The organism is Nonomuraea turkmeniaca (assembly GCF_005889735.1).
In the GTDB taxonomy this organism is placed as follows: Bacteria; Actinomycetota; Actinomycetes; order Streptosporangiales; family Streptosporangiaceae; genus Nonomuraea; species Nonomuraea turkmeniaca.
Genome location: NZ_VCKY01000408.1, coordinates 1 through 5,085 on the forward strand (window position 1 = coordinate 1; position 5,085 = coordinate 5,085).

The window sequence follows — 5,085 nt, forward strand, 5'->3', positions numbered from 1 at the left end:
CCGTTGCCGTACTTGCCGCCGGTGCCCGGCGCGCCTCCGGTCGGCACCATGCCGCTGCCTCCGCCGTACACGCCGCCCGGGCCACCGGATGTGCCCGCCCCGTACGGCGAGCCGGAGCTGCCGTAGGGATTCGTGGTGGGGACGTTCCCGGTGGGGACTGTGGATGTGGTGGGCCGGTAGTCCTGCAGGCTCGTGTTCGCTCCCGAGTTGGGGTTCTGACCACCCGGGTTCTGACCACCCGGATTCTGACCGTTGGGGTCCAGACCGTTCGGGTCCAGGCCGTTCGTGTTCGGCACGGTCGGATAGCCGGTCGATGGGTCGCCGGACGGGTTGTTTCCGGGAGTGGTCGGAGTCCAGGGGCCCGTTGTCGGATTCTGCGGGTCGAAGGAGGGATCCGTGGTACCCGTTCCTCCCGGCATTCCGGACAGGTCGGTGTTGCCGTACCCGGTAGGTGTGAAGCCGCCCGTGCCGTCGCCGTTGAACTGCGTGTAGTCGATCGGGTCCGGGTCTACCTGCGGGTCCTGCGGCAGATGGATGTCCCGGAGCGTGGTCTCCAACGTCGTCGGCATCGTGTTGAAGATGTGCTCGAGATCCTTGCCGAACGTTTCCAGGTGGAGTCCGGCCTGCTTGTTCGGGGATCCCCATTTGCCCGTGGCGGTGTCCCCGTTGTAGTAGCCGGAATAGGAGCCGTAATAGTCCTTCATGCTGTCGTTCCAGCTGCCACCATTCCAGAAACCGCCGGCGTTCCAGAATCCTTGGTAGTGCCACGCCGGCAGCGCGAACCCCTTCCAGTCGTCCTCCATGAACGCCTGATGCTTGCGCACGACGGTGTCGAACTCCGCGAGTGGGGTGACCATGTCCTCCAGCTTCTTGGCCAACTTCTCCAGAGTGACGTACAGGACCCCGAGCGCCTTCTGGGCCTCCACCGAGGCTGGGCCCTCCCAGACCCTTGCGAGCGCTACAGCCTGCTCTTTGAGCCCCTCCTTGGCGGTGTTGACCACCGAGTGAGCGTCGGAGTAGGCGATCGACGCCGTCTGGATGCGCTGGTAAGGGAAGTTCCTGATGAACGTCACGACCTCCTCGACGCTCCGGTCGCCCGTCTCGACGGACCAGTCCGCGGTCGAAGGCCTCAGCTGGTGGCTCTCTTGCTTGTTCTCGCCCACGCCGATCAGACCGTGCCTTCGTTTGCCGCGTTCGTCGCCTGGTAGGTGCTCGCCTCAGCCTCCACCAGGGAGATCGCGGTGGTGAAGTTCTCTAGGACTTCCTCCAAGACGTCCACGAACGTCTGGTGGCTCTGCTCCAACGTGGCGGCGAACGACTTGCCGCCCTCCCAGTTGTCGAGGCTCCGCAGGTGCGCGCACACGTCGTAGTGCAGCGAGCCGTTACTGCTCAGATCCTGGAGCGAGCCCAGATTATCGCCGGAGCCACTACCGCTGATGGGCTCCATCACCTCCCGCAACGCCTGCGCGATGCTCGCGATCTTCTGGGCGTCGTACGTGACGCCGTCCCGCTCCGCTTCCAGTCCCGGCCAATCGCTGGGCCAGTCGCTGGGTGGTTGGGTTTCTCCCACGAGCTTCCCCCTCGGCAGTCGATCAAGCAGCTTACTCGGGAGTTCCTTCGGCGTACAGAAAACTCATAGTCAACATGCGTAACATTAGTCAACATGCAGACCCAGAAGGATCTTTATCAGGCGCATCGGCTGATGACGCAGCGCCTGGGGATGGCTCTGCTGCAAGGGGAGCCGGATGTGCCGGAATCCCCCATGCGGAGGCAGAACGTGGCGACGTTCGCGGGCCTGCTGATCGCGGTCCTGATCGTCGCCGGGTTCGGGATCTGGGGACTGCTCAGCCCGGGGAACGCCACCAAGCTGACGGATGCCGGTCAACTGCTGATCGAGGAGGAGACCGGGGCCTCGTACGTCTACAACCAGCAGAGCGGAAGGCTGCAGCCGGTGGCCAATTACGTCTCCGCGCGGTTGATGCTCGACAACGAGGACGTCAAGGTCAGAACGGTGTCCGCGGAGTCCCTGGCCGGGTTCGCCCGCGGGCAGAAGGTGGGCATCCAGGGGGCGCCCGACTCGTTGCCCAAGCGGGAGCGACTGGTCAAGGCCCCGTGGTCGGCGTGCGTGGTCGAGGGGGCCGATGCCTCCGGCGTACCCAAGCCGTTCGTGACGCTCGTCGCCGGGACCGACATCGGCGGGACGCCCGTGGCCGGCGAGGCGCTGGTCGTCAACGACGGCCAGCAGAGCTGGGTGCTCTGGGCCAACCAGCGCCTGCGGGCGGCGAACCTGAACCGATTCACCGACCAGACGCCGCGTCGTGTGCCCGCCTCGTGGATCAACGCCATCCCCGCGGGCGTCGACTTCGCGGCTCCCAAGATCCCCCAGCACGGCAAGAAGACCGTCGGTCCCGGCGGAAAGGCGGCCAGGGTCGGACACGTGTACAAGGTGGCGTCCGTGGCGGGCTCGAGCGAACGCTGGTACGTCCTGCTGGCCGACGGCCTCGCGCCGATCAGTAACACCCAGGCGCTGCTCCTGCTCCAGGACCCGGCCAGCAAGGCCGCCTACGGCAACAGCCCGGTCCGCGAGACGCCGATCGACGCGGCGAGCGCCAACGCGACCAAGGCCTCGGCGCGCAGCATGCTGAACAGCGGCCTGCCCGCCACCATGCCGCGCTTCCGTGCGCCCGGCGTGTCGGCCCCGCTCTGCGCCGTGTACGCGAACACCGCGAAGGGCTCGACCAGGGCCGTGCTGACCACCGGCAGCAAGGTCCGCATCCCGGCGCCGACGGTGAGCGCCGGCTCGGACAAGGTCGATCAGGTGCTGCTCCCACCGGGCAGCGCGGTGCTGGCCGGCACCCTGCCGGCCGACGGGCAACTGTCGGCGGTGCAGCAGTTCTCGCTCATCACGGACCAGGGCAAAAGGTTCCAGCTGACCGCGGCGGACGTGATAGGCAAGCTGGGGTACGAGGCGACGGACGTCGCACCGGTGCCCGCCCACCTGCTGCGGCTGATCCCCGACGGCCCCGCGCTGGACCCGGCGGCGGCCAGGACGCCCGTGCAGGACATGCAGGCCATCCAGCCGACGCGGTGACACCCCCTACTAGACCGGGAAGCCGCCGGTCTCCGCCACGGAGTCGTCCATTTTCGGGGTGAGGGCGCCCATGTCCTCCTCGTAGGTCATGCCATCGCTCGTGAACGTCGAACCGCCGGAGGTCATCGCGGTCGGCATGGCTTCGAGCGTGGGGAAGATCTTGCCGGTCATCTTGGACTGCTGCACGACGGCGGCCAGGACCATGGCCATGCCGCCGGCCACCATGGCATGTCTCTTGACCACGGTCCCGATCGTGGAGGTAGCGGCCCTGCCGACGGCGACGTCCACCACCTCCGCGGTCACGGCGGTCGCCGGATTGGACCTCATGAACATTTTCCAGATCCCGAACGCCAGCATGGCGCCGGCGACAGCCGAGCAGACGATGGCGCCGACTCTGTAGAAACCGGCCGCCGAGTCGACCGCGTCGCCGGTGTTGTTCCGGGCCTCGTTGAGATCGTTGATCGAGTTCTTGAAACTCGTATGGACGGTCTCGAAGGCGTCGAACGCGCTTCCCTCCCACGTCCCTTGCTCCTGGAGCTGGGTCTTGAGCTGGTCGAGCTGCTCACCCAGCGTTACGAGCTCGTCCGTACGCCAGCCCCCGGCCGACTCCGCCATGCCCTCGGGATCGGAGATCATGGTGCCGATGGCGGCGACGACATAGAGCGCCCACGGCCTCAAGATCATGGCAGTGGCGACCTCGGCCGTTGCCGTGGCCGCCATGTAGGTCTCCTTGTAGACGCTCACAGGTCCTCCTGCCCGATCACCTGGGGTGCGATATCCTCGTCGCCGCCCCAGACGCCCTCGTCCTCGGCGAGCCCGACGCTCTTGTCGCGGTCGCGTTCCTGGTCGCCGCCCGCGCCCGCGCCGCCCATCGGCATGAACGGCATCATCGGCATGCCCGACCCGCCCGCTCCGCGCAATCCGGCCCCGCCGCCAGGGATGCCGCCATTCGGGCCGACGCCGCCCGCTCCCAGGCCGGACCCGGGGCCGAATGAGCTGGGGCCCGTACGAGTGCCCAGGCCGGCGGGGTCCACGGTCGACAGGTTGTTCGGGATCTGCGGGGTTGTGGGTTGGTAGGACGAGAGGTCGGTCTTGGCCGGGTTGTTGAGCGCCGAGTCGATGTCGGGGACTTTCGTGTCCGCCGGGTCGGTGGTCGGCAGGTTCTGCTGGGGCAGGTCGGTGCCGGGCAGGTCGGTACCGGGCAGATCGCTTCCGGGAAGGTCCCCTCCTCCCGGGAGCTGGCCGTCGGGCAGCGTGCCATCCGGCAGCGTGCCGTCGGGAGTTTCCGGCAGGCCGGTGTCCGGCATGCCGGGCAGGTCGCCCGCGCCGGTGGGCAGGTCCGGGTTCAGACCGCCGAGATCACCTGCGCCGCCGAGATCACCTGCGCCGCCGAGATCCCCCAACCCGTCGAGGTCGACTGCCCCGCTGTCGTCTTCTGCCTCACGGTAGTTCTCGTCGGCTGCGGTGAGGGCCGGCATCCAGGTCTCCAGCGCCTTGCGAGCCCTTTCCAGCGCATCGCTTTGCTGGTCGATCGCATCTTCATGGACGCTATGAATGCCCATGCCGACCACGCCGAAGTGCGGGAAGGGCACGCCCAGACCGCCGGTCTGCTGCTTGAGCCCATCGACGCGGTCGACCTCTGGGGCGATCTTGTTGGCGCCGTTTGCGAGCTCCTCCTCGGTGAAGGAGATGCCCGATGACAGCTGGAATCCCGAGCCGCCGTTGTTCGTCATCCGATCACAGGTTCCGTCGTCTCATTGCCGACCGTCCAGGCGCTCGCGTCTTCCGGCATGTACGTGTTCCGCTCCAGGTCGCCTTGCCCGTCGCCACCGGCTCCTCCCATGAACGGCATGAAGGGCATGCCGCCCGGTGTCCCGCCGGCGATGCGGCCGCCGGAGGCGAGCAGTGCGGATTGACCGCCGCCGACGCCCGGCGAGCCGATCACCGAGGGGATGCCCGGCGAACCGCCCATCGGCCCGGGGACGGTGTAGCTG

General features: G+C 67.8%; 4 protein-coding genes and 2 pseudogenes. 1 reads left to right on the forward strand and 5 read right to left on the reverse strand.

Annotated features, from left to right (window positions below; genetic code table 11):
- Both ETD86_RS52465 and ETD86_RS52470 read right to left on the reverse strand, forming a co-directional pair.
- Nucleotides 1-1,163, reverse strand: a pseudogene (locus ETD86_RS52465) (hypothetical protein); the annotation flags it as partial.
- 5 nt (nt 1,164-1,168) lie between these two features.
- Complete coding sequence (locus ETD86_RS52470; RefSeq protein WP_138674088.1) at nt 1,169-1,570, reverse strand: hypothetical protein; 402 nt, start codon at nt 1,568-1,570, stop codon at nt 1,169-1,171.
- A gap of 93 nt (nt 1,571-1,663) precedes the next feature.
- On the opposite strand from ETD86_RS52470, the gene eccB reads away from it, so the two are divergent.
- Nucleotides 1,664-3,091 carry a type VII secretion protein EccB gene (gene eccB / locus ETD86_RS52475; protein WP_138674089.1) on the forward strand — a complete coding sequence of 476 codons (1,428 nt, stop codon included), beginning with the start codon at nt 1,664-1,666 and terminating at the stop codon, nt 3,089-3,091.
- 9 nt (nt 3,092-3,100) lie between these two features.
- On the opposite strand, the gene ETD86_RS52480 is transcribed toward eccB, so the two are convergent.
- From ETD86_RS52480 to ETD86_RS52490, 3 genes and pseudogenes are all read right to left on the reverse strand, one after another.
- On the reverse strand, nt 3,101-3,835 hold the full coding sequence (locus tag ETD86_RS52480; protein ID WP_138674090.1) for a WXG100 family type VII secretion target: 735 nt from the start codon (nt 3,833-3,835) through the stop codon (nt 3,101-3,103).
- Nucleotides 3,832-4,824 carry a hypothetical protein gene (locus tag ETD86_RS52485; protein ID WP_138674091.1) on the reverse strand — a complete coding sequence of 331 codons (993 nt, stop codon included), beginning with the start codon at nt 4,822-4,824 and terminating at the stop codon, nt 3,832-3,834. The genes ETD86_RS52480 and ETD86_RS52485 overlap by 4 nt, the downstream gene beginning before the upstream one ends.
- Nucleotides 4,821-5,085 (reverse strand): annotated as a pseudogene (locus ETD86_RS52490) (hypothetical protein); the annotation flags it as partial. The gene ETD86_RS52485 and the pseudogene ETD86_RS52490, both read right to left, overlap by 4 nt.

What these genes read in the sequence shown, in the direction of transcription:
- eccB (WP_138674089.1), top strand. Translation starts at nt 1,664, where the DNA reads ATGCAGACCCAGAAGGATCTTTATCAGGCGCATCGGCTGATGACGCAG.
- ETD86_RS52485 (WP_138674091.1), bottom strand. Translation starts at nt 4,824, where the DNA reads ATGACGAACAACGGCGGCTCGGGATTCCAGCTGTCATCGGGCATCTCC.